Source organism: Flavobacterium xylosi, assembly GCF_042787345.1.
Taxonomy (GTDB): domain Bacteria; phylum Bacteroidota; class Bacteroidia; order Flavobacteriales; family Flavobacteriaceae; genus Flavobacterium; species Flavobacterium xylosi.
Genome location: NZ_JBHZPZ010000007.1, coordinates 120254 through 144589, shown reverse-complemented (window position 1 = coordinate 144589; position 24336 = coordinate 120254). Strand labels below are relative to the sequence as shown.

Sequence of the window (24336 nt, the reverse complement as noted above, 5' to 3'; positions counted from 1 at the left end):
AATAGAAAACCTGATATTGAAGATGTTTAAGATTAGAATCAAATCCTATCTTAAACATTTTTTTTAGTAAAGCATTTGAATTTCTTTGATATCAAATTCGGATATACTATCATCTTCCAAAAGAATTTCGAGTTTACCCATTGCAGATATACCCTGAATAATTCCCATGAAATTTTGATTATTCAGATTTGAGAAGGGCATTGGAATTCCTTTTTTAAATAGCTTATTGGAATACTCCAGCCATAAAAGATCCGATTGATCCTTCCATAATTTAATCTTTTGTTCCAAATTATCAATAATCGTAAATAGTATATCTTCTTTGTCAAATTTTGCTTTGGAAATAACCACCAAAGAAGACGCTTTAGGCAAATTTTCAAAATTTGTTTGATTTACATTTAAACCTAACCCGACAATAGAAACAATACTTCCGTCACTTTTGATACTATTTTCAATCAAAATGCCCCCTATTTTTTTATTGTATGACATTATGTCGTTTGGCCATTTGATGCTAAGATCCGGAATCTTATAGGATTCAAGGGCATTAATTACTGCTAGTGAAACTATAATATTGAGATTATATATCTGACAAATATCTGATAAAAAATCCTTTACCAAAACACTCAATATTAAGTTTTTACCCGCCTCAGAAGCCCAAACCGCTCCCATTTGTCCTTTTCCTTTGGTTTGATTTTCAGCAGTAACAACCGTAAAATTTTCCAGTTCTTGTTTGTTCGATAATCCTTTTAGAAATTCATTTGTTGAATCTATGGCATCGAGTTTGATTAGTTTCATATAACGTATTTTGTGAAACAGAATTTAATATTATGTTAAGGTTCAAAAATAATCACAAAAAATGGTAACTTTACAAACTTATTTAAAAATAATTCATGGCGAAAAAGACTATAAATAATGATGACCTGTTGGCAAACATCATTAAAGGGATTGAAGAGGTAAAAGGAAATGATATCGATATTCTTGATTTGAGAGAAATAGACACGGCAGTTTGTGACTATTTTATCATCTGCAATGGTAATTCAAATACACAAGTTAACGCGATTGTTAACTCTATACAAAAAACAGTATCAAAAGAATTGAAAGACAAGCCTTGGCATGTTGAAGGAACTGATAATGCCGAATGGGTACTGATGGACTACGTTAACATAGTTGTACACGTTTTCCAAAAACACATCCGTGAATATTATAACATTGAGAGCCTTTGGGGTGATGCAAAAATCACTACGATCCAAAACAAATACTAAAGAAATAACTTATAATGGCTAAAGATAATAATCCAAATTCGAATAAATTCAAAGTAAGTCCTTGGTTAATTTACACTGCAATATTATTAATTTTTTTGTTTATAAGTTTTATAACTGGGGGATCTAGCTTACAAGAACCTTCACAATTAACCTCTTCTAAATTTAATACCTATTTAGGAAAAGGACAAATTGAAAAAGTTATCGTTTACAATAAAACAGAAGCCGAGGTATATCTTAACACAACAGCTTTAAAAGATGCTGTGCATAAAAAAGTAGCTAAAGATGTTTTTGACAGACCTAATAAAGGTCCTCATTATTCTTTTGATATTGGAAATGATCAAATATTTCAAACCAAACTGGAAAAAGCAGTTGTTGAAGGAAAATTAAAAGATTTTAATTTCTTGCCAAAAAATAACTGGACTGACATTCTTATCAGTTTATTGCCAATTATTATCATTATTGGTGTTTGGATTTTTATCATGAGAAAAATGTCAGGCGGCGGCGGCGGCGGCGGCGGACAGATTTTTAATATTGGAAAATCGAAAGCTAAACTTTTTGACGAAAAAACAGATATTAAAACTACATTTAAAGATGTTGCAGGACTTGAAGGTGCAAAAGAAGAGATACAAGAAATTGTAGAATTCCTTAAAAACCCTGAAAAATACACGAACCTTGGAGGAAAAATCCCAAAAGGAGCTTTATTGGTAGGACCTCCTGGAACAGGAAAAACCCTATTAGCAAAAGCCGTTGCAGGGGAAGCACAAGTACCATTTTTCTCTTTATCAGGTTCTGATTTTGTGGAAATGTTTGTAGGAGTAGGTGCATCACGTGTACGTGACTTATTCAAACAAGCAAAGGAAAAATCTCCAGCTATTATTTTTATTGATGAAATTGATGCTGTAGGTAGAGCCAGAGGAAAAAGCAATATGTCAGGTGGAAATGACGAACGTGAGAACACATTAAACCAATTACTTACAGAAATGGATGGTTTTGGCACTAATTCTAATGTAATTGTTTTGGCCGCAACAAATAGAGCCGATGTCCTTGACAAAGCCTTGATGCGTGCAGGTCGATTTGACAGACAAATCTTTGTTGATTTGCCGGATATCCGTGAACGTGCTGAAATTTTCAAAGTTCACCTTGCTCCTTTGAAAAAAATTGAAGGACTTGATACCGACTTTTTAGCAAAACAAACGCCTGGTTTTTCAGGTGCTGATATTGCCAATGTATGTAATGAAGCTGCTTTAATCGCTGCTAGACATAACAAAACTGCGGTTGATAAACAAGATTTCTTAGATGCTGTTGACAGAATTGTTGGTGGTCTTGAAAAGAAAAATAAAATTGTAACACCGGAAGAAAAGAAAGCAATTGCTATTCACGAAGCTGGGCACGCAACTGTAAGCTGGATGTTAGAACACGCTGCACCGCTAATTAAAGTAACTATCGTTCCCAGAGGGCAAAGTCTCGGAGCGGCATGGTATTTACCTGAAGAACGATTAATTGTACGTCCTGATCAAATGCTAGACGAAATGTGTGCTACAATGGGCGGAAGAGCTGCTGAAAAGGTAACTTTTAACAGAATTTCAACCGGAGCATTAAGCGATTTAGAGAAAGTGACTAAACAAGCACGAGCAATGGTTACGGTTTATGGTTTGAATGAAAAAATTGGTAATGTTACCTATTATGATTCAACCGGACAAAGTGAATACAGCTTCTCAAAACCATATTCTGAAGAAACCGCTAGAATTATTGACGAAGAAATTTCATTACTTATTGAAAGTCAATACCAAAGAGCGATTGAAATCTTAGAAGAAAATAAAGATAAGCTGAATCAGCTCGCAGATATTCTAATTGAAAAGGAAGTTATTTTCAAAGATGATTTAGAAGCAATTTTTGGAAAAAGAAGTTTTGATAAAAATCTTGAAGAAGTAGTCTCTTAAATAACACATAATAATTTATTTATTTTTAAAATCTTAATTCAAAAACCTCTTTTGAATTAAGATTTTTTTATCTTTGGACGTTTCAAATAATAAATTAAGTAGTTTAAAAGTATATGAGTCTTTTTAGAAAAATTTTCGGTTCTATTAATCCAGCCTCTGACGAAGAAAAAGAGAGTGAATTCAGTAAATCCTTTACTGATAACACTACCTCTGTAGATGAAAAATTTATCTATAATTTTAAAAAAAATGGAGGTAAATTTTTATACTGTGAAAATTCAGAAGAAGTAAGCGAACATTTTGAAAATATCCTGGAAGAGAATGACTGGTTTGAAAGCGCTGTAATGTGTTATGACCCTACACTTTTCAAGATTCTTGATGACAATAAACTTACTTACGATAAATCAGCAGATCCTAAATTTCTTCTTGCAAGTTGTGAAAATTTAATTGCTGAAGAGGGTTCTATTTTATTTTCTTCGAAACAAATAAAACAACACAAACCAAACGAACTACCTGCAAACATTATAATTTTAGCTACCACAAGCCAGATTCTCGCTACAAAAAGCGATGGACTTAGTGCTATAAAAAAGAAATACGAAAGAGACTACCCTACCAACATTACTACAATAAAATATTTCGAAAAAGCAAAAGAGGAAGATTTTACACAATATGGAAGTTCAGCTAAAAACCTATATTTATTGCTTTTAGAAGACCAATAAGATGAATGAAACACTCAAGAGAGCCATATCTGGTGCTATCTATGTAATTTTATTATTAGCCGCCATATTATATTCTACTGAAAGCTTTTTCATATTATTTGGAGCTTTTCTACTTATTTCTGTTTATGAATTTTGTAATTTAGGTCAAATAAACAAAGTATTTCCAATTCTTTTTGCAATAGTTTTATATACTGCGGTCACTTTAGTGAGTCATTACAATAAAATCACTACAGATACTATCAATCAACTATTCAAAACTGATTTAGAAATCTCAATAAACATACAACAATTAGACATCGTTTTATTGGTTATAGCATTGGTTGTATCTATTAAATGTATCCTTTTCTTATTTTATGATAACATCCAAAAAATAAGCACTTCATCAAAATACTTGTATTTATTAGGATACATTATCCTACCATTTGTATTTATTACTAAAATTTCTTTTGGTATAAATGACTATAATCCCAAAATTATAATTGGATTATTTATTTTAATATGGACTAACGACACCTTTGCTTATATTGTTGGGAAATCTATAGGTCGAACCAAATTATTCGAAAAAATATCCCCTAAAAAAACAGTTGAAGGTTTCTTAGGTGGAATAGTTTTCGCGGTTTTAGCAGGCTATCTTATCTCAAAATATTACATTAGAGCCAATCCGCAGTTTAGCGAAAGATCAATATTAATTTGGACTTCAATTGCCGTTATTGTTGGGATTGTAGGTACAATAGGAGACTTAATTGAATCCAAATTCAAACGTATCGCTGGCGTAAAAGATAGCGGAAGTATAATGCCTGGCCATGGAGGCATACTAGATCGATTAGATAGTGTTATATTTGTAGCACCAATTATATTTTTATTTTACCAAATCTTAAACTATGTTTCATAAAGAAGGAACCCCGTCTATACTGCTAGGCATTATTTTCAGTACTACTGTACTTTTATTGTCTGATAAATTTATTGACACTAACTGGATTAAAATGTTAATTCAAATAAGTGCCTTATTAGTGCTAATTATCATTTTGCAATTTTTTAGAAATCCAAAAAGAACTGTAATCCTTAATGAAAATCAAATCCTCGCTCCTGTTGATGGTAAAGTAGTTGTTATTGAAGAAGTTTTTGAGGGAGAATATTTCAAAGATAAACGTCTGCAAATATCTATTTTCATGTCACCAATAAATGTGCATGTAACGCGTTATGCCCTTAGCGGAATTGTGAAATTCAGCAAATACCATCCTGGAAAATTCTTGGTCGCTTGGCATCCCAAAGCAAGTGAAGAAAACGAAAGAACTACAGTAGTCATTGAGAACGATACATTCGGTGCAATTTTATACAGACAAATTGCAGGTGCTTTAGCCCGAAGAATTGTAAATTATGCCGAAGAAGGAATGCAGGTTATTCAGGGAACTGATGCTGGTTTCATTAAATTTGGCTCAAGAGTAGACATATTTTTACCTATTGGAACACCTATCAATGTGGTGCTTAATCAAAAAGCCATTGGCGGAAAAACAATTATTGCTACAAAAGGATAATGATTGAAAAAGATTTAGATACCCGATTTCAAGAGGCAGTTGAAATTGCTTCTGAAATGACCCAGGCATCTTTACCACAAGATGTACAGTTGAGACTTTATGCTTTTTATAAACAGGCTACTCTGGGAATTTTGGACTTGAAACAAACATCTAACTATCATCTAAGAGATGCTTTCAAAACCAATGCTTGGATGCAAATTAGCCATCTTACTTCTGATGAAGCCAAAGAACAGTATATTGAAATCATTAATTCTATTTTAAAAAAATAAATTCAAATGAAAAATAATATTTTTTTAATATCTAATTTGCTTTTAGTTTCTTTATTGCTATCCTGTAATAATAAAAAACTAACGGAAGTTGTTGATGTTCCGCTTCCTACCGCTCAAGAAAAAGTAGCTATGGGACTTCCCGAAGATGTAAAAGCAAATGAGGGTTCTTTTCAGCTGGAAAAGTTATCTTATTCTTACGATGCATTAGCTCCAAATATTTCGGCTGCTACTTTAGAAATGCATTATTCTAAACATTACCTGACATACACCAATAATTTGAACAGGGCGTTAGCAGGAACACCATTGGAAAACCTAACGATAGAAGAAGTATTATCTAAATTAGATTTGAATGATGCTAATCTCAGAAATAATGCAGGAGGTTTTTACAATCATACGCTTTATTGGCAGTGTATGGCTCCAAAAGCCGGCGGACAGCCTAATGCTCTTTTAGCAGAAGCAATTACCAAAAAATTTGGATCATTTGAAGATTTCAATTCATTATTCAGAAATGAATCAGTAAAATTATTTGGTTCTGGTTGGGTATGGTTAGTAGTTGACAGATCGGGTGAATTACAAATTACCAGTACTCAAAATCAAGACAATCCTTTAATGACGAATGCATTAATTCCAGGGAAACCTATTCTGGCTTTAGACATTTGGGAACACGCTTATTATACGGACTACCAATACAAAAGAAAAAATTATATAGATGCTTTTTTCAATGTAATCAATTGGAAAAAAGTGGGTGAGAATTATGATGCTGCTGTAAAGAAGTAGTCATTTCGGTTTTAAGCTAAAAAAAATGCTGTTACAAAATTTGTAACAGCATTTTTTTTAATACGAGTAAAAGACTTATTATAGTTGACTTATTCCAACTGATAAATAAATGATTCTGATGGAGCGATTGTAATTTGCGCTTTTCCTTCGCCATTCATAACCTGTAATTGTATAGAACTCTTTTTATATAATTGATCTGTCAAAGTATAATTACCATCTTTCAAATTCCACTTCTGGATAATATCTGAAGGAATCTTTAATTCGAAATTACTTGTCGCGAGCCATGAAAAGTTTGTAACCACAATCAATTTTTGAGCATCAGACCACCGTGTGAATGAATAAATTCCGGGATCATAACCTTTTGTATTGTTACGATTTAGGGTTTGAATTTCTTCGAATTTCCCCATTAATGCAGAACTGATAATAGAAAAATTAAGCAATCGCTTATAAAAATCACGCAAGTCTTTTTCGTCTTGTGTGAGTTGGCCTCCGTCAAATTTTCCCCCGTTCATCCAACGCTGATGAGTGGGTACTCCAATATAATCAAAAATTGAAGTTCTGGAATGCGTCCCAAATCCTGAATTTTCGTTTCCCGCCTCACCTACTTCCTGTCCAAAATAAACCATAGTTGGCGAAGTGCTTACCGCAGTTGAAACAACCATTAAAGGTTTTCCCTTTTGCGCTGTCCCAGCAAATTCTGGACTAGCTAAACGTTGCTCATCATGATTATCCAGAAAATGCAACATATGATGTTCGATATCTTCCATCCCTTTTTGGATATCCGAAAGTCCATCAGGCAATGCTTTTCCTCTAATTACATCTTTCAATTTATCATATGTCTCGACTTTATCATACAGATAATCCATTTTCCCAAGCCGAATGTAATTTCGATATTCCTTAGGATTGTATACCTCGGCTAATAAAAAAGTATTTGGGTTCGCCATTTTTATAGCCGAATTCATATAACTCCAGAATTCATAAGGAACCATTTCCGCCATATCATATCGAAAACCGTCTACCCCTTTTGCTGTCCAATACAAGGCAATAGAACGGAATTTTTCCCAAGAATCCGGAACATCTTTATCTTTCCAAAAATTGTAATGCTCTTGATAGGATTTCGTATCAAAACCAGCAGGAAGCTCTGGAAAATCTTTAGATCCGTCTGGGCGAATTCCGTAATTAACTTTTACGGTTTCGTACCAATCATTTTTATCCGGCTTTGCCATTCGAGAACCATTCCCTGTCCATTTCGCTGGGTATTCTTCAAATTTCCCATCCACTAGCGGATTCTTTTCTCCGTTTAAAGGTTTTGCCGTATTTGGAATTTCAAAACGCGTATTTGGAATATAATAGAAATTGTTGTCGCGTTTATATTCAACAGTAACGTCATCATCAGCACCAAAATCTTTAACTCCCGCTGGATTATTCTTCCCTTCGTATTTACGTGCAATATGATTGGGAACGATATCAATAATTACTTTTAATCCTGCTTTATGGCTTCTGGCAATTAATGCCTCAAATTCTTGCAAACGATTCGCTGGATCAACGGCTAAATCTGGATTTACATTATAATAATCTTTTACGGCATAAGGAGAACCTGCTCTACCTTTTACTACTTCTGGATCGTCATTAGAAATCCCTATCGCAGTATAATCCCGAATCAAAGCATGATGTGGAACTCCTGTGTACCAAATATAAGTTACACCCAAATCCTTTATTTCATCAAGCGCTTTATCGGTGAAATCACTAAACTTCCCTACTCCATTTTCTTCTATGGTCCCCCACGGTTTATTAGTGGTATTTTTATTTCCAAATAATCGAGTGAAAACCTGATACACCACAATTTTCTTATCAGAGATTATCTCTTTCTTTTCTGCATTCATTTTTAAATCTTTTGTTTTGCAGGCAGTTGCCAAAAGCATTACGCTAATCCCTGCAACAATAGCTGTTTTTCTTGTCATATAAAATTATTTATAATTGTTTCAATTCATTTTTTTAGATAAATAAACTCATTTAATTATTCAATTTTTAAATTTAATATATTTTATAGAACTACGTTAAGATCGTTAAATAATTACAACAAATACTTGTTCAAAAAAACCACTACAACGAAAGAGTAGCTTTATTTGTTGATAACTTTAAAAGCAGAATTGCATCATTTTTTGGTTGTTTTTCAAACATTATAAATAAATCCTAATATCGAGTAGGATTGTAACCTTTTTCATAAATTTGACAAAAAATAAATCCATTGAAGAAATTCCTATTTCGCTGTTGTTTAATGGTGCTTGGTACAAATTTAGTTTTGGCTCAAGCCCCAAAAAAAATCATTGTTGAACATTCTGATTTTGCAGATGTAAATCAAGTAGAAATTCCCGATGCTTTTTTGCTTACTGGAAATGTTCGTGTCAATCATGACGGCGTGGTTCTGACTTGCAATAAAGCATATTACTTTCAAAAAGAAAATTACATAAAAGCATTTGGAAATGTACAAATCGTACAAGGGGACACCTTATTTTTAAATAGCAGATATGCGGAATACAATGGTAATGTAAAACAGGCGTTTGCAACAGGAAATGCAGTTATGAGTTCTCCAGATGCTACATTGGCTACAGATACTATCAACTTCAACAGGAATACTCAAGAAGTATATTACAATACGCAAGGTACAATTACCAATAAAGAGAATACTTTAAGCAGTAAATCAGGGAGATATTATGTTGCTCAAAAAAAGTTTCAATTCCTGACTGCCGTTACGATTACCAATCCAACGTATGTGATAAAATCCAATCATTTGGATTATTACAGTAATTCTGGTCACTCTTATCTTTTTGGACCTTCCACCATCACCAGTAAAGCCAATTATATTTACACTGAAAAAGGATTTTATGATACTAAAAAAAACTTGGCCCATTTTGTAAAAAAATCCTATATCAAATACGATGATCGGGTGATTAGAGGCGATAGCTTGTATTATGACCGAAACAGGGAATTTGCATCGGCAACACGGAATGTAAAAATAACCGATTCCATTAATCGGGGAATTATTAAAGGGCATTACGCCGAATTATATAAAAAAAAGGATTCAGTTTTTGTAACGAAAAGAGCCGTGGCAATAAATTTTGTCGAAAATGATTCGGTTTATATTCATGGAAAAAAATTGATGGTAACGGGCAAGGAAGGCAATCGCGTTATCCGTGCTTTTAATAATGTACGTTTTTTTAAAACAGACATGAGTGGTAAATGTGATTCGATACATTCGAGTTCAAAAACTGCCCTGACAAAAATGATAGGAAACCCAATACTTTGGAATGGAGAAAGCCAAATTACAGGGGATATCATGCATCTTATTGGAAATAATAACACCCAAAAACTAGACTCCCTTAAAGTACTCAATAATACGTTTCTAGTCTCCAAAGACACATTGGGAACGGGTTATAATCAGGTAAAAGGGCAAAATCTTTATGGAAAATTCGAAGAAGGAAAACTGCATGATGTTGATATCGTAAAAAACACAGAAGTCATTTATTATATGCGCAATGATGCCAAGGAACTCATTGGTATCAATAAGAATGTCAGCAGTAAAATCAACCTTATTTTAGAAAAAAATGCCATTGAAAGCATAACTTTTTTCAAACAAGTCGACGGAGATATTTATCCTGAAAAAGATTTGCCTGAAAATGCCAGAAAGTTAAGAGGACTAGTCTGGCGTGGCGAGGAAAGGATCAAATCAAAAGATGATATATTTCCACCCGAGGAAAATCAAGACAACGATAAAATAACCAAAGCTACTAAGGCCGACGAAGCTAAAAAAGACGTTCCAATGAAAATTCGAAAAGAAACTTTGAATTACGATAAAAAGAAAGGCAAAAAATAGTTTGCAGTGTTCAGTCGCAGTTTTCAGTCTCAAGCTGATAATAGCAGGTTTCAGATAGCAGTTCACAAAAAATAAACGATTAAACAAATAACCGTGAATACCGATTTCTTAAAATACCAAGCACAAACGTCCCCTTATCCATTGGGTATGGAAGTTTCGCATGCTGTAGGTTCTTATATTTACGACACCAATAATAAAAAATATTTGGATTTTGTGGCGGGAGTTTCCGCTTGCGCGTTGGGACATCAGCATCCACGAGTAAACAAAGCGATTAAAGATCAGTTGGACAAATACTCGCACGTCATGGTCTATGGAGAATATTCCCAAAGTCCCGCAGTCCAATATTGCAAATTATTAGCCTCACTCCTGCCGACACCTTTAGACAAAACCTATTTGGTCAATTCAGGGACGGAAGCCATTGAAGGCGCCTTAAAACTCGCCAGACGAACCACGGGAAGAAGCCAATTGATTTCCTGTCACAATGCCTATCATGGGAATACAATGGGTTCCCTGAGCGTAATGGGATTTGAAGAACGCAAACGCATTTTTCGTCCGCTGATACCGGATGTAGATTTCATTACCTTTAATAACGAAGAAGATTTACAAAAAATAACGACCAAAACCGCAGGAATAATTCTGGAAACCATTCAAGGTGGTGCGGGATTTATTCAGCCACATAATGATTTCCTTAAAAAAGTGCGTCAACGTTGTACCGAAGTTGGTGCGATGATGATTCTGGACGAAATCCAACCGGGTTTTGGAAGAACAGGAAAACTCTTCGGATTCCAAAATTATGATGTCGTACCAGATATTATCGTTATGGGAAAAGGAATGGGCGGAGGCATGCCTGTTGGCGCTTTTACTGCTTCATCAGTCATGATGGATTTGTTGAGTCATGATCCAAAACTGGGACATATCACGACTTTTGGTGGTCACCCTGTCATTGCGTCAGCCTGTTTGGCTACTTTGCAGGAAATTACTGAGACCAATCTCATGGCCGAAGCGTTGGAGAAAGAAAACCTTTTCCGTTCACTTTTGGTACATCCTTTGATAGTAGATGTACGAGGAAAAGGATTAATGTTGGCCGCGATGACAAAAAGTGCCGATGTAACAAATGAAGTGATTCTCAAATGTCAAGACAAAGGACTCATTTTATTTTGGTTATTATTTGAAGAATGTGCCATAAGAATAACACCTCCTCTTACCATTTCTGACGAAGAAATACGAGAAGGTTGTGGTATAATACTTGAAGTAATGAATGAAATTTTAAACAAGAATATTTAAAAATATAGCAATTGGGAGCTATTTCCTGCTATCCGTTGCAATCTTTTACTTTTTTAAAATAAAAAAAGTAAAAGGATTTACACTAATATCAGGGCTATGGCATCCGTTTAAACCAAAGCTATTTTTGTTAATTAAATTGTTCACAACAATTCTAACTTTCCCTCACATTAAGAGTACGATTACCTAAATTTATTTAGGCCAAATTAAAAACACACAGTATGCAATTAAGCAACGAAGAAGAAGACTATAACTTATCCCTGTCCAAATTTGAGTCCATGTTGAAAACCAACAAAGTTCTCTTTTTTGACTCCGAAGAATTTGAAGAAATTATTCTTCATTATATCGATATGGGTAAGGCCGCCTTGGCAAAAAAAGCACTAAAACTAGCATTGGATCAGCACCCGAAATCGACAGGACTAAAATTAGTTCAGGTAGAAATGCTTGTATATGATGACAAACTTGAAATAGCCGAAAAGCTATTAAATGAGTTGTATGCCATCGAACCGACCAATGAAGAAATTTATATTCAGAAAGCAAACATTTGCTCTAAAAGAGACCAACACGAGAAAGCAGTTGAGCAATTAAAAATTGCTTTAAAATTCACGGATGATTACGCCGATGTCTATAACTTAATAGGCATGGAATACCTTTTCATGGACAATCTCGAACTGGCCAAAGAAAGTTTTATTAAATGCCTTGAGGAAGATTTTGATGATCAATCCGCCTTATATAATGTTGTGTATTGTTTTGAATTTTTAGATCAAAATCAAGAAGCTATAAACTATTTGACAAAATACATTGACAAAAATCCATACAGCGAAATTGCCTGGCATCAACTCGGCCGTTTACATTATGGCGTGAAAGAATATGAAAATGCAATCCGTGCTTTTGACTACGCCACCTTAATTGATGATGAATTCCTTGGCGCATTCATGGAAAAAGCCAAAGCGTACGAACGATTAAAAAAATATGCCGAAGCGATCGAAAGTTACGAAAGAACCATCGAATTAGACGATGCCACTTCCTATGCTTTACTCCGAATAGGAAAATGTCATGAAAAATTAGGCAACAAAGCTTTAGCATTAAAATATTTCAACAAAACAGTCCATGAAGATCCACTTTTAGACAAAGGTTGGATTGCCATTACTGATTTCTATGTTCGCCAAAAAAACTATCAGAAGGCACTTTTTTATGTCAACAAAGCATTAGCTATTGACAATCAAAATAGATTATACTGGAAAAGATTTGCTTCTATAAACAAACAATTAAACTTCTTTGAGGAAGCTGAATTTGGATATAGAAAAGCTGTAGAATTTGGTGATTATCAATTAGACACTTGGTTGTTCTGGGTTGATATTCTTCAATTTTTAGGGGAATTCGAAAGTGCCATACAGACCTTATTGCAAGCTTCTGAATATTTCCCGGAAGAAAATGAAATCGAATATCGTTTGGCAGGACTGTACTTTATGATTCAGGACAACACCAAAGCGAAATTTCATTTAAGTAACGCCATGAGATTAAACTTTGATAATTATATTATTATTGAAGATTTATTCCCAGTGGTTTGGACAAAAAAAATGGTGCAAAATTATATCGCAAAACATAAAAAATTGTAATGATTGAAGTAGTAAGAAAACGTTTTGGTTTACTGGGAAGAAATATTCATTATTCCTTTTCTAAAGGGTATTTTACAGATAAATTCAACAGCGAAAACTTTGAAGGTTGCACGTACGAGAATTTTGATATTCCCGAAATAACTGCTTTCCCTGAGATAATAAAAAATACGCCCAACTTAAAAGGTTTGAATGTTACTATTCCTTATAAAGAAACAGTTATTCCTTTTTTGGATAAACTTTCAAAAAAAGCCGAATTAATTGGAGCTGTAAATACGATAAAAATCACCAAAAAAGGAAAACTGAAAGGCTACAATACCGATTATTATGGTTTTAAGAAATCATTGGAACCCTTATTGCAACCACACCATAAAAAAGCCTTGATTTTAGGAACAGGAGGCGCTTCAAAAGGAGTGGCGTATGCCTTAGATGAATTGGGTATCTTATACACTTTTGTTTCCAGAGAAGCCAAAGAAAATGCTATAGAGTACAATAGAATCAATGCCACTACATTTGACAATTACCAAATAATAATTAACTCTACACCAGTAGGCACAAGCCCTAATATTGATGCTTTTCCATCAATTCCCTACGAATATTTTACAGAGAAACATATTGCTTTTGACTTGATATACAATCCAGAAGAGACCCAATTTCTTAAAAATGCGAAAGCCCGTGGAGCACGAATCAAAAATGGTTTGGACATGTTAATTTTTCAAGCAGAGAAAGCTTGGGCAGTTTGGAATAAATAGTAATAAATCCCGTAAAATTAAATCGCTTTACTAATTTTATTCTAAGTAAAATAGAGCCTAGCAAACCTACAAACTACAATTTTTTGGGTTGTGGTTTTTTATTTTAAAGGAAATAAACACTAAGTTAATTAAAACCTTTTAGTTCGTTGTCATATAAACATTTTCATCCAAAAAACGGAAAAATTACCTTTAATAAGCATATTTCATATAATTCAGAAAGAAATTAAATCAGTGATTTTCATCAAAAATAATTGATAATGGACGGATTTATTTTGTAAATTAGTATAGCTTTCACTATCTTTCGGATTCGAAAAAAATAAAAACCTTAAACATTGAAAAAATGTTAGAAGAAATGAATGATAACCTGTCCCGTCACGAAAATGAGACAGATGGAAATTTAGCACATGATTCAGCTGAATCAAATCAATCCGAAACAGAAGTATTGGAGACAAAACCATTAGCTGAACCAATTGATGTGCCTGCAGAAGATAATGTTGTAATTCCTTCAGAAGAAGAGTTGCCAAATACTGACACTGCTTCAAAAACCGATAACCAAACGGCGTTAAACGCCATCGCTGATACAAACGCAGAAGAAAGTGAGGACGAGACTCTAAAAGACCGTCATGATATTCCCATGCAAGATTATGATACGCTATCTTTAGAATCATTGGTAGATGAATTAAAAAATCTGGTAAGCAATGAGAAAGTGCTATCTGCTAAAGATCATATTGAAGAGATCAAAAAATCATTCTTAGCAAAATACAACCATCTTTTAGAAGAGAAAAAAGAAGAGTTTCTTGCTGAAAATCAAGATCCAAATGAAGAATTTCAATATCACTCTCCACTAAAAAGCAATTTTGATAAATACTACTCTATTTTTAGAGAAGCAAAAAATACTCATTTCAAAAGTTTACAAACGAATCTAAAAACTAATTTAGAAAATCGTTTATCAATTGTTGAGGAACTAAAAGAGTTAATCAACCCGCAAGAAAACATCAAAGACACCTTAAAACATTTTAATGATTTAAGAGAAAGATGGAAAAATGCAGGTCCAATCCCAAAAGACAAGTACAATCACGTTTGGAATAATTTTCACTTCCATGTAGAAAATTTTTATGATTATTTACATTTAGACAGAGAGGCACGAGATTTAGATTTTAAACATAATTTAGAACAAAAACAAAAAATTATTATTCGAGTTGAAGAACTGGTGAATGAAGCTGATGTAAACAAAGCTTTTCGCGAATTACAAGATTTACATAGAATTTGGAAAGAAGATATTGGACCGGTTTCTAGAGAACATCGAGATGAAATTTGGAACAAGTTTAGCGACTTGACAAAAAAAATGCACGATAAACGCGAAGTTCTGTTTGAAAAATTAAGAGGAACTGAAGTAGAGAACCTAGAGAAGAAAAAAGAAATTATTTTAAAAATTGAAGTTTTAGCAACCGAGAAAGTAAATGCTCATTCACAATGGTTGTCTCAAATTGAAAAAGTAGAGGCGTTACGTTCCGCCTTCTTCTCTGCAGGAAAAGTACCTTCTGATGTAAATGAGCAAACCTGGTCTAGTTTTAAAACTGCTGTCAGAAATTTTAATACTTTTAAAAATGCATTTTATAAAGATATTAAGAAAGATCAAACTGATAATCTAAGTAAAAAAATAGCTCTAGTTGCCAAAGCTAAAGAATTTCAGGAAAGTCTTGATTTTGCTGTCACTACTCCAATCATGAAGCAAATTCAAGAGGAGTGGAAACAAATTGGACATGTTCCTAGAAAATATTCTGATAAAATCTGGATAGAGTTTAAAGATGCCTGCAATCACTATTTTGAAAAACTAAAAGAGCAGAAAAATGAGGAAAACGTTGAAGAAGTGGAAGCTTTCAATAATAAGAAAGCCTACTTGGAAACGTTGCGCGAATATGAATTGACAGGAGACCATAAAACCGATTTAGACGCTATCAAATTACATATTGAAACCTGGAAAAACTTCGGAAAAGTTCCTTTTCCTAGAAGACATATCGAAGGAAAATTTAATAAAATCCTAGACGCACTTTTCGAAAAATTGAGTTTGAGTAAAAAAGACACTGAAATGTTACGTTTCTCTAATAGAATGGATCATTTATCAGAAAGTAACGATACCAGAAAATTAGATAATGAAAAGATTTTCTTAATGCGTAAAATTGAAGAAGTTAAGAATGAAATTTTTCAATTGGAAAATAACATTCAGTTTTTTACCAATACCAGAAATGCTAAAAAAGAAAATTCAATAGTTTTAGAAGTTCGTAAAAACATTGCTATACACAAAGAGACTTTAGATGTTTGGAAAGAAAAACTGAAACAAATTAGAAATTTGAAACAAGAATAAAGTTTCAAAAAAAGTTAAAACAATTAGACCTCGATTTAAATTCTACTTCGAGGTTTTTTTATGGAAAAAATTTACTGATATGATAAATATCATTTTAAATAATTAACAGTAGCATTACTTTTGACAGATGATAAATGTCATTCCCATGAAAAATTCTCTAATTCAAAAGTATAATGTTCCGGGTCCTAGATACACCAGCTATCCAACAGTTCCTTACTGGGATGAAACTGATTTTTCAAATGAAATTTGGACTAAAACTTTAAAAAATTCATTTGCAGCCAGCAATACTTCAGAAGGAATAAGCCTATATATTCACTTGCCTTTTTGCGAAAGCTTATGTACTTTTTGCGGTTGCAACAAACGTATCACAAAAAATCATACCGTAGAAAATCCATATATAGACGCTGTTATGAAAGAATGGACTATCTATTGTAAAATTCTTGCCGAAAAACCAACAATAAAGGAAATACATTTAGGAGGAGGAACACCTACTTTTTTTTCTCCAAAGAATTTAGAGGATTTGATTAATGGGATTTTAAGTCATGCCAATAAAGCTACCGATTATGAATTTAGTTTTGAGGGCCATCCCAATAATACAACCCATGAACATTTACAAAAACTCTATGATTTAGGTTTCAGAAGAGTAAGTTTTGGCGTTCAGGATTACTCCGAAAAAGTGCAAAAAGCAATTCATAGAGAACAGCCTTTTCACAATGTGGCGAAAGTTACCTTCTGGGCAAGAGAAATTGGATATACTTCAATTGGTCATGATATCATTTTTGGATTACCATTTCAGGAAGTAGAAGATATTATCGATACCATTGAAAAAACAAAATCATTACAACCCGATAGATTGGCGTTTTACAGTTACGCCCATGTTCCTTGGATAAAAGGTAATGGACAGCGCGGTTTTAATGATGAAGACATCCCAATAGACGATAAAAAGAGAATGCTATACGAAACAGGCAAAAAATTATTATACGAAAATGGATATCATGAAATAGGTATGGATCATTTCGCATTGGAAACTGACAGTTTATACAAAGCCTTTCAAAATGCCAAACTACATCGCAATTTCATGGGATACAGTTCCTCAAAAACTAAACTGATGATTGGTTTAGGCGTTTCTTCAATAAGTGACAGTTGGCTTAGTTTTGCTCAAAATGTAAAGAATCTGGAGGACTATTACCAAATTTTAGAATGGGATAAATTACCCGTTTACAGAGGACACTTATTAACCGATGAAGATCTGATTATTAGAAAACATATTCTTAATTTAATGTGCCAATTTGAAACTTCCTGGGAAAATGATGAAGCTTATTTTGAAGAGATACCGGAAGTTTTAATTCAGTTGAAGGAAATGGAAAAAGATGGACTTGTCATCATTAAAGACAATATGATTCAGGTTACTGATGCAGGAAAATCCTGCGTAAGAAATATATGCATGGCATTTGACCTGCGCTTAAAACGAAAAGCTCCAGAAACTGAACTGTTCTCCATGACAATTTAATGATCTGATAAAAATGATAAAAACACGCTTTAAGGCGTGTTTTCTTATTTAAGATTAAAGTTATTTATTTTGTAAAAAAAATAATTCTCTTGGAATTAGGATAGGAAAACTTTCTAATGACAATTGGGATTTTGTTGTACAAACAAACTCATATTTGACGGAGAAACATAGGGAATTCCTAATCCTAAACCCCTTAAAATAAACAACACACCAATTATAACGGCAACATACGGAATTGCTTTTTGAATTTTACTTCGGATGCGAATCGTCAAAAATGAATTTAAATATACTACACTGCTCATTAATGGAACCGTGCCTAATCCAAATAACACCATATATAAAACACCAAAACCAGCACTTTGCATTGCAATTGCACCGAATAATGCGACATAAACCATTCCGCAAGGCAAAAATCCATTGAGTAAACCTATTGTAAATAGTGATTTATAACTTTTATTTTTAAACTGATTTCCCAACTTTGTTTTAATTTTGGAGATTAAATTAAAAACGGGTCTTGAAAAATTGTATTTTGCAAAAGCTCTCTCCGGTATTAAAATCACTAAAATCATTGCGATTCCAATGAATATAGATAATTTTTGTTGTAAGCCAGCCAGAAAAAAACCTTTGCCTAATAAGCCAAAAACTAAACCAATAGTAGCATAAGCCGATACTCTTCCTAAATGATACGTGAAAATTTGAATAGCTTTTTTCGCTGGATTGTTTCTATCCACAGGTAACATCATAGCAATTGGACCGCACATTCCTATGCAGTGCAAACTACTGATTAAACCGAAGATGAAAGCCGTGTAAAGCATTGTTTAAGTATAATGTCATAAAGTCAAAATTCTCAAAGCCCAACGATGGACTTTAAGTCTTTGATTTTAAAACTAATTGATATAGATTGTTTCTTTGGTTAAATATGATTTTCCTTCATATTGCCATTCCATATTAATGTCCCATTGACCGCCTACCAGACTTTTTTTAGGTATGAGCAAAGTAGAATTAGACAATGAAATTGGAACTTCAAAATCTAATTTTTTGTTAGACGGTCTATAAAGGGACACATTTCCTTTTACTTTTTTTGGAACAAAAACATCTGGAAAAACAATTGTAATTCCTTCCGAAGTATTTGTAATTATTGGCTTTTGAGCCAAATCATGAGCATTTTGAATTCGCGCCATTTCATCACCAAAATGAACATCATGTTTGTAATATTCCTCTACAACCAACTCATTGTCATATTTTGAATCCGACTGAACTTTGAAAACAAAGTATAAAATGAAGGTCATAAATAATGCAAATGCAATTACAATTCCTGTTCCCCAATTAATTTTCATGTCTTTTATTTTTATATTTAAAGCTCAAAACCGATGGTATTAATCAAAGCTTCTCGGGCTTAAAAAACTAGTTGTGCTAGTCTCAATTTTTTGGTTACCATTGAAAACTTCAATTTTTAATTTGGTCTTATCGCTATCTAATAAATTCTGATTGATTTCAATAAATAAAGATCCTCCGTTCATACCCTGTTTTGGTACTTTTAGATATTGTTTTCCAACTACTTTTAAAGTTCCATTTATTCCAACTAATTTGAAATGAATGTCATTAAAATCATCGTTGGTTTTGTTGATAATCTTAAAAGTATAAATATTACTGATATTATCTCCTTTATGTTGAAATAATTGACCCGGTAAACGTAAAATACTTGCTTCTACATCCGTTCTCAAAAACAATAATCCTAATAAGATCCCTGTCAAAATAAGTAATATGGCCGAATAGCCTTTCATTCTTGGCGTGAATTTGAACTTCGCTTTTTTCTGAATCTCGTCTTCAGAAGCATAACGAATTAATCCTTTTGGCAATCCAACACTGTTCATAATGGTATCACATTCATCAATACATGCTGTACAATTCACACATTCCAGTTGAACCCCATTACGAATGTCAATTCCTGTGGGACATACATTTACACATTGTTTGCAATCAATACAATCCCCTTTTCCTGATGAGGCTCTATCTTCTTGTTTATTGAATTTAGCTCTGCCCACTTCTTTTTCTCCTCGAACAAAATCATAGGCAACATTTATCGATTTATCATCTAATAAAACACCCTGCAATCTTCCGTAAGGACAGGCTATAATACAAACCTGCTCTCTAAACCAAGCAAAAATAAAATAGAAAACTCCTGTGAAAATTAATAATGAAACTAAAGTACTTACATGATTTGCAGGTCCTTCTTCAATCATTAAAAACAATTTATCGCTGCTGATAAGGTAAGCGAGAAAAACATTGGCGATAAAAAAAGAAATTATTAGAAACACTGTCCATTTTAAAGCTTTTTTTCTGATTTTCTCCGCATTCCATTCTTGTTTTTCTAGGCGAATCTGTGCACCGCGATCCCCTTCTATCCAATATTCAATTCTGCGGAAAACCATTTCCAGAAATATGGTTTGCGGACAAATCCATCCACAAAATATTCGACCAAAAATAACTGTAAAAAGGATTACGAAAACAACGCCAACAATCATAAAAAGAACAAAGAGATAGAAATCTTGTGGCCAAAAAGGAAATCCAAAAATATTAAATCGGCGTTCCAAAATATTGAACATCATAAATTGATTGCCATTAATTTTTATAAAAGGATTGGCAACAAGTACAATGAGTAAAAAGTAACTCACCCATTTCCTGTAGTCATAAAACTTCCCTGAAGGTTTCTTTGGAAAAATAAATTTTCTATTTCCTTCTTCATCAATTGTTCCGATGGTGTCTCTAAAAGCTTCGTCCGGTAATTTTGACATTTTTTTTTAATTTAAAGACCAATTTCACTAAAGTAAAATTGGCCTTTTATTTGTTTATTTGGCCTCAGCTTCATCAACCCATATTTCACCTTCCGGCGCTTTTGGATCTTCAGGATTACTACCCTTTAATGATATAATGTAACTGGCTACTTTTTGCATTTCTTTCGGTTTTAAAGTTCCCTTCCATGCAATCATTCCTTTTCCATCACGCCCTCCGTTTACTAAAGTATGGAATATATTTTTAATCCCTCCACCTAAAATCCACTGCTCATCGGTCAAATTTGGTCCAATTTGACCTCCAGCATCCGCTCTGTGACAGGCTGCACAATTTGTAGTGAAAATTTCTTTACCAGCTGCTAAATCAGCGGGTTCCGTTAGCAAGGTAACCGTTTTTTCATCCATCATATCCGGAGCAGTTTTCATATATTCTGCAACTTCAATTTTGGCTTGAGCCAATTCTTTTTTAAGTTCGGTTTCTTGGTTATCAGCGCCTAATACCTCATAACGTACCATATAAACCACCCCAAAAATAATACCTGCATAGAATAAATAAACCCACCACGGCGGTAAATTATTATCCAACTCTTTGATACCATCATAATCATGATCTAATAATAGTAAGCTTTCATTTTCGATTGGTTCCGATTTAGTCAAACTTTTCATCAATTTTTTATACCATTCGCTATCTTTGAAACTTAAGGTATTAACTTCATCTAATTTGGTTTTTTGATCCTCTGTTAAAAGATGATACGTGATGTTATCAACAGCGTTCATTGTAATTTCTATCGCTATCAAAAGAAAAAGAAACACCAATAAAAAAACAGAAACCATTGGAAATTTTATAAAAGCGGGTCTGTCACCAGAGTCTATAAAATATTCCATCGCTGCGAAGACAGCAAAGAAAATAAGTGGGACTCTAACGTATGCTGGAATTAATTTTTTCATTTTCTAAATTTTAAAAAATTATACTGTTTGATTGTCGTTCAATGGAATTTGACTCATTTCATTAATCTTCTCTTTTTTATACGAGAAAACCCATATGCCAAGTCCCACAAAAAAAATAAAGAAAATTAATAAAGATAAGATTGGATAAATCGAAACTCCCTCGATAGTTTCCATATTGTGTTTAATTTGTTCAAACATAACTTTTAGTTTTTAGCAACATCTTTTACTTTAATATCGGTACCAAGTCTTTGAATGTAAGCAATTAATGCAATAATTTCTCGCTCATTCATTGGAACGAATTTCTCTCCTCTTGCTTCTGCTTTTTTCTTACTTTCATTATAACTTTTTACAAAATCAGGATCATTTTTTAAATTCTCTTCAATTTTCAATGCTTGAGTTCTTAAATCCTTAAGACCATTTTCAACTTGAACAGCCGTGTAAGGAACTCCAAGAGTAACCATAGCTTCCATTTTCTTTTGTGTTAAAGAAATATCCATTGGTTTGTTGTCAAACAACCATTTATAACCTGGCATAATAGAACCCGCAGATATACTTTGAGGATTCCAAAAGTGATTGAAATGCCAATTGTCATTATATTTTCCACCTTCTCGTTGTAAATCCGGACCTGTACGTTTTGATCCCCAAAGAAACGGATGGTCGTAAACAAATTCTCCTGCTTTAGCTTGTGGCCCATATCGTTCCACTTCACTACGGAAAGGACGAACCGATTGAGAGTGACAGCCCACACAACCCTCACGAATATATAAATCACGACCTTCTAACTCTAATGGAGAATACGGTTTTACACTGGCAATTGTAGGGATATTCGATTTCACCATAAGGGTCGGTACAATTTGAATAACTCCTCCAATTAAAATAGCAACTGTTGCTAAAATTGTCAATTGAATAGGTTTTCTTTCTAACCAAGGATGAAATTTTTCTCCTTGAACTCTTCCGGAACTAATTTTCAACAGTGCTGGTGCTTCTGCTAATTCATCTACTATAGGGGAACCAGCTCTTATTGTTTGAATGATGTTGTATACTAATGTCAACATTCCGATCAGATAAAGGGTACCACCAATAGCTCTCATCCAATACATCGGCATGATTTGAGTCACTGTTTCCAAGAAGTTACCATAAGTTAAAGTTCCGTCTGGGTTAAACTGTTTCCACATAGAAGCTTGCAAAAACCCTGCAACATACATTGGAATTGTATATAAAATAATCCCTAAAGTTCCAATCCAAAAGTGAAAGTTAGCCAATTTAAGAGAGTACAAAGTGCTTTTAGTCATTCTTGGAATTAACCAGTAAATCATACCAAAAGTCATAAATCCATTCCAGGCTAATGCACCTACGTGAACGTGAGCAATAATCCAATCCGTGTAATGCGCTATCGCATTAACATTTTTTAACGATAACATTGGACCTTCAAAAGTAGCCATTCCATAACCTGTAATTGCTACTACGAAAAACTTTAAAACTGGATCTACACGTACTTTATCCCAAACTCCTCTCAAAGTTAAAAGCCCGTTTATCATACCACCCCAAGATGGAGCAATCAACATTAATGAAAAGGCAACACCTAAATTTTGCGCCCAGTTAGGCAAGGCAGAATATAATAAATGGTGTGGTCCTGCCCAGATATATATAAATATTAAGGACCAAAAGTGAACGATTGATAATCTATATGAATACACCGGACGGTTAGCCGCTTTAGGAACAAAATAATACATTAATCCTAAAAAGGGGGTCGTTAAGAAAAATGCAACCGCATTATGTCCGTACCACCATTGTACTAAAGCATCTTGAACCCCTGCGTAAACAGAATAACTTTTCATTGCAGAAACAGGCAATTCTAAATTATTAAAAATATGCAAAACAGCTATGGTAACAAATGTTGCCAAATAAAACCAGATCGCAACGTACAAGTGTCGTTCTCTTCTTTTTATAAGTGTTCCAATCATGTTGATACCCATCACTACCCATATTATGGCAATTGCAATATCTATTGGCCATTCTAATTCGGCATATTCTTTTGATGTACTGTAACCCAACGGTAAAGTGATTGCTGCGGCAACAATAATTAACTGCCAACCCCAAAAATGTATATTACTTAAAAGATCGCTGTACATTCTTGCCTTAAGCAATCGTTGCATCGAATAATACATTCCTGCAAAAAAAGCATTTCCTACAAAGGCAAAAATAACTGCGTTCGTATGTAAAGGTCTCAATCTACCATAACTTAACCACGAAATTCCGTCAGTTAGATTTGGAAAAAGGAACATGATGGCCAATGTAAGACCAACCAACATTCCAACTACACCAAAAAGGATGGTAGCGTAAATGAATTTCTTTACAATTTTGTTATCATAATAAAACTGCTGCATTTCCATAATTAATTTTGTTTTTCTTCTATTGTTTGTATTGATTTTGGGCTTTCAATTTTGAGCTCATCGTCAAAAAGCATTCTGACTGATGGCGTATAATCGTCGTCATATTGTCCTGTTTTTACTGCTCTTATAAAAGCAATAAAAAAGCCGATAGCAACTATTATACTGATGGAGATTAATAAATAAATGACACTCATACCTTAATTTGTGTTAACAAAGTTACTCTGACCTTCTCTAGTAAAATATGACATTTGTCATATAAAGTGAATTATGTTAAAATTATGTGAAATGAAAATTTAAACTTATATAATT

22 protein-coding genes are annotated in these 24336 nt (G+C 33.4%); 13 read left to right on the top strand and 9 right to left on the bottom strand.

All coding sequences use genetic code 11. From position 1 onward, the window contains the following. Positions 1-63 precede the first annotated feature (63 nt). Positions 64-792 (bottom strand): biotin--[acetyl-CoA-carboxylase] ligase, encoded by a 729-nt coding sequence (locus ACFX5E_RS07890; RefSeq protein WP_379854646.1) that lies wholly within the window; start codon positions 790-792, stop codon positions 64-66. 95 nt (positions 793-887) lie between these two features. Between ACFX5E_RS07890 and rsfS the strand changes: the two genes are divergently transcribed. The 7 genes from rsfS to ACFX5E_RS07855 all read left to right on the top strand — a co-directional run bounded on the left by rsfS (position 888) and on the right by ACFX5E_RS07855 (position 6496). Then, the gene (gene rsfS, locus ACFX5E_RS07885) at positions 888-1259 is read left to right on the top strand and encodes a ribosome silencing factor (RefSeq protein WP_073207166.1); all 372 of its coding nucleotides are present in this window, start codon (positions 888-890) and stop codon (positions 1257-1259) included. 14 nt (positions 1260-1273) lie between these two features. Then, entirely contained in the window at positions 1274-3199 is a 1926-nt protein-coding gene (gene ftsH, locus ACFX5E_RS07880; protein WP_379854645.1) for an ATP-dependent zinc metalloprotease FtsH, read from the top strand. Between the two features lie 113 nt (positions 3200-3312). Next, positions 3313-3915, top strand: a complete 603-nt coding sequence (locus ACFX5E_RS07875; protein ID WP_379854644.1) for a lactate utilization protein B/C — start codon at positions 3313-3315, stop codon at positions 3913-3915. A 1-nt stretch (position 3916) separates the two neighbouring features. Next, the gene (locus tag ACFX5E_RS07870) at positions 3917-4807 is read left to right on the top strand and encodes a phosphatidate cytidylyltransferase (protein WP_379854643.1); all 891 of its coding nucleotides are present in this window, start codon (positions 3917-3919) and stop codon (positions 4805-4807) included. Then, positions 4797-5450 (top strand): phosphatidylserine decarboxylase family protein, encoded by a 654-nt coding sequence (locus tag ACFX5E_RS07865; protein WP_379854642.1) that lies wholly within the window; start codon positions 4797-4799, stop codon positions 5448-5450. Before ACFX5E_RS07870 ends, ACFX5E_RS07865 begins: the two co-directional genes overlap by 11 nt. After that, on the top strand, positions 5450-5719 hold the full coding sequence (locus ACFX5E_RS07860) for an acyl-CoA-binding protein (RefSeq protein WP_379854640.1): 270 nt from the start codon (positions 5450-5452) through the stop codon (positions 5717-5719). Before ACFX5E_RS07865 ends, ACFX5E_RS07860 begins: the two co-directional genes overlap by 1 nt. 6 nt (positions 5720-5725) lie before the next feature. Continuing rightward, positions 5726-6496, top strand: a complete 771-nt coding sequence (locus ACFX5E_RS07855; RefSeq protein ID WP_379854639.1) for a superoxide dismutase — start codon at positions 5726-5728, stop codon at positions 6494-6496. An 89-nt stretch (positions 6497-6585) separates the two neighbouring features. On the opposite strand, the gene ACFX5E_RS07850 is transcribed toward ACFX5E_RS07855, so the two are convergent. After that, positions 6586-8457: an alpha-amylase family protein gene (locus ACFX5E_RS07850; protein ID WP_379854638.1), complete on the bottom strand. Its 1872-nt coding sequence runs from the start codon at positions 8455-8457 to the stop codon at positions 6586-6588. A gap of 317 nt (positions 8458-8774) precedes the next feature. On the opposite strand from ACFX5E_RS07850, the gene ACFX5E_RS07845 reads away from it, so the two are divergent. The 6 genes from ACFX5E_RS07845 to hemN all read left to right on the top strand — a co-directional run bounded on the left by ACFX5E_RS07845 (position 8775) and on the right by hemN (position 17894). Beyond that, positions 8775-10370, top strand: coding sequence for an OstA-like protein (locus ACFX5E_RS07845; protein WP_379854680.1), 1596 nt, complete (start codon positions 8775-8777; stop codon positions 10368-10370). 93 nt (positions 10371-10463) lie between these two features. Beyond that, positions 10464-11654, top strand: a complete 1191-nt coding sequence (locus tag ACFX5E_RS07840; RefSeq protein ID WP_379854637.1) for an aspartate aminotransferase family protein — start codon at positions 10464-10466, stop codon at positions 11652-11654. Between the two features lie 218 nt (positions 11655-11872). Then, positions 11873-13270, top strand: coding sequence for a tetratricopeptide repeat protein (locus ACFX5E_RS07835; RefSeq protein ID WP_379854636.1), 1398 nt, complete (start codon positions 11873-11875; stop codon positions 13268-13270). Further along, positions 13270-14019, top strand: a complete 750-nt coding sequence (locus ACFX5E_RS07830; protein ID WP_379854635.1) for a shikimate dehydrogenase family protein — start codon at positions 13270-13272, stop codon at positions 14017-14019. The genes ACFX5E_RS07835 and ACFX5E_RS07830 overlap by 1 nt, the downstream gene beginning before the upstream one ends. A gap of 340 nt (positions 14020-14359) precedes the next feature. Beyond that, positions 14360-16384 carry a DUF349 domain-containing protein gene (locus tag ACFX5E_RS07825; RefSeq protein ID WP_379854634.1) on the top strand — a complete coding sequence of 675 codons (2025 nt, stop codon included), beginning with the start codon at positions 14360-14362 and terminating at the stop codon, positions 16382-16384. A 145-nt stretch (positions 16385-16529) separates the two neighbouring features. Next, positions 16530-17894 carry an oxygen-independent coproporphyrinogen III oxidase gene (gene hemN / locus ACFX5E_RS07820; RefSeq protein WP_379854633.1) on the top strand — a complete coding sequence of 455 codons (1365 nt, stop codon included), beginning with the start codon at positions 16530-16532 and terminating at the stop codon, positions 17892-17894. Between the two features lie 113 nt (positions 17895-18007). On the opposite strand, the gene ACFX5E_RS07815 is transcribed toward hemN, so the two are convergent. The 7 genes from ACFX5E_RS07815 to ccoS form a co-directional block, all read right to left on the bottom strand. Beyond that, positions 18008-18709 (bottom strand): sulfite exporter TauE/SafE family protein, encoded by a 702-nt coding sequence (locus ACFX5E_RS07815; RefSeq protein WP_379854632.1) that lies wholly within the window; start codon positions 18707-18709, stop codon positions 18008-18010. A gap of 72 nt (positions 18710-18781) precedes the next feature. Further along, the gene (locus tag ACFX5E_RS07810) at positions 18782-19231 is read right to left on the bottom strand and encodes a FixH family protein (RefSeq protein WP_379854631.1); all 450 of its coding nucleotides are present in this window, start codon (positions 19229-19231) and stop codon (positions 18782-18784) included. Positions 19232-19270: 39 nt separating this feature from the next. Next, complete coding sequence (ccoG, locus tag ACFX5E_RS07805) at positions 19271-20689, bottom strand: cytochrome c oxidase accessory protein CcoG (protein ID WP_379854630.1); 1419 nt, start codon at positions 20687-20689, stop codon at positions 19271-19273. A gap of 54 nt (positions 20690-20743) precedes the next feature. Next, positions 20744-21634, bottom strand: a complete 891-nt coding sequence (locus tag ACFX5E_RS07800) for a cbb3-type cytochrome c oxidase N-terminal domain-containing protein (protein ID WP_379854629.1) — start codon at positions 21632-21634, stop codon at positions 20744-20746. Positions 21635-21652: 18 nt separating this feature from the next. Beyond that, positions 21653-21832: a cbb3-type cytochrome oxidase subunit 3 gene (locus tag ACFX5E_RS07795; protein ID WP_379854628.1), complete on the bottom strand. Its 180-nt coding sequence runs from the start codon at positions 21830-21832 to the stop codon at positions 21653-21655. A gap of 5 nt (positions 21833-21837) precedes the next feature. Further along, positions 21838-24027, bottom strand: a complete 2190-nt coding sequence (ccoN, locus tag ACFX5E_RS07790) for a cytochrome-c oxidase, cbb3-type subunit I (protein ID WP_379854627.1) — start codon at positions 24025-24027, stop codon at positions 21838-21840. 2 nt (positions 24028-24029) lie between these two features. Beyond that, positions 24030-24221, bottom strand: a complete 192-nt coding sequence (gene ccoS, locus ACFX5E_RS07785) for a cbb3-type cytochrome oxidase assembly protein CcoS (protein ID WP_379854626.1) — start codon at positions 24219-24221, stop codon at positions 24030-24032. Positions 24222-24336: the final 115 nt, after the last annotated feature.